Source organism: Lysinibacillus sp. G1-3 (assembly GCF_056322905.1).
On record NZ_JBWHYQ010000055.1, the window covers coordinates 1 to 887 of the forward strand.

Consider the following 887-nt stretch of genomic DNA (forward strand, 5'->3'; position numbering starts at 1 on the left):
AAAAAATGGCGGTCCCGACCGGGATCGAACCGGCGATCTCCTGCGTGACAGGCAGGCATGTTAACCGCTACACCACGGGACCATTTGGTTGCGGGGGCCGGATTTGAACCAACGACCTTCGGGTTATGAGCCCGACGAGCTACCACTGCTCCACCCCGCGTTAATAAAATATTCTTTTCGAGTTTTTCAAGCGCCATTTATAAAATAAACTGGAGGAGGTAGAGGGATTCGAACCCCCGCGCGGTGTTACCCGCCTGTCGGTTTTCAAGACCGATCCCTTCAGCCAGACTTGGGTATACCTCCGTAACAATATATAAATGGTGGACCTTGCAGGACTCGAACCTGCGACCGGACGGTTATGAGCCGTCTGCTCTAACCAACTGAGCTAAAGGTCCTTTAAGATGGCGGCAGAGGGGATCGAACCCCCGACCTTACGGGTATGAACCGTACGCTCTAGCCAGCTGAGCTACGCCGCCAGGATCTTTATACTGGTTATCTTTTATGGTGGAGCCTAGCGGGATCGAACCGCTGACCTCCTGCGTGCAAGGCAGGCGCTCTCCCAGCTGAGCTAAGGCCCCATAAAATGGTCGGAATGACAGGATTCGAACCTACGACCCCTTGGTCCCAAACCAAGTGCTCTACCAAGCTGAGCTACATTCCGATAAGTATTAATTTGGCGCGCCCGACAGGAGTCGAACCCATAACCTTCTGATCCGTAGTCAGACGCTCTATCCAATTGAGCTACGGGCGCTAATTATAAAAAATGGTGCCGAGGGCCGGAATCGAACCGGCACGGTAGTCACCTACCGCAGGATTTTAAGTCCTGTGCGTCTGCCAGTTCCGCCACCCCGGCACATTTGGAGCGGAAGACGAGGTTCGAACTCGCG

9 tRNA genes are annotated in these 887 nt (G+C 54.1%); all 9 read right to left on the reverse strand.

The annotated features are described in order from the left end of the window. Positions 1-6: 6 nt before the first annotated feature. Positions 7-82 (reverse strand) — tRNA-Asp (locus ACVYAD_RS25030). Positions 83-85: 3 nt separating this feature from the next. After that, positions 86-160 (reverse strand) — tRNA-Met (locus tag ACVYAD_RS25035). Positions 161-210: 50 nt separating this feature from the next. Next, a tRNA-Ser gene (locus tag ACVYAD_RS25040) sits at positions 211-303 on the reverse strand. Positions 304-318: 15 nt separating this feature from the next. After that, positions 319-395, reverse strand: a tRNA-Ile gene (locus ACVYAD_RS25045). Positions 396-402: 7 nt separating this feature from the next. Then, positions 403-476: transfer RNA gene (locus tag ACVYAD_RS25050), tRNA-Met, on the reverse strand. A 26-nt stretch (positions 477-502) separates the two neighbouring features. Further along, positions 503-578, reverse strand: a tRNA-Ala gene (locus ACVYAD_RS25055). Between the two features lie 6 nt (positions 579-584). Continuing rightward, positions 585-661 (reverse strand) — tRNA-Pro (locus ACVYAD_RS25060). A gap of 13 nt (positions 662-674) precedes the next feature. After that, positions 675-751 (reverse strand) — tRNA-Arg (locus ACVYAD_RS25065). Between the two features lie 13 nt (positions 752-764). Beyond that, a tRNA-Leu gene (locus ACVYAD_RS25070) sits at positions 765-853 on the reverse strand. Between the last annotated feature and the right edge of the window lie 34 nt (positions 854-887).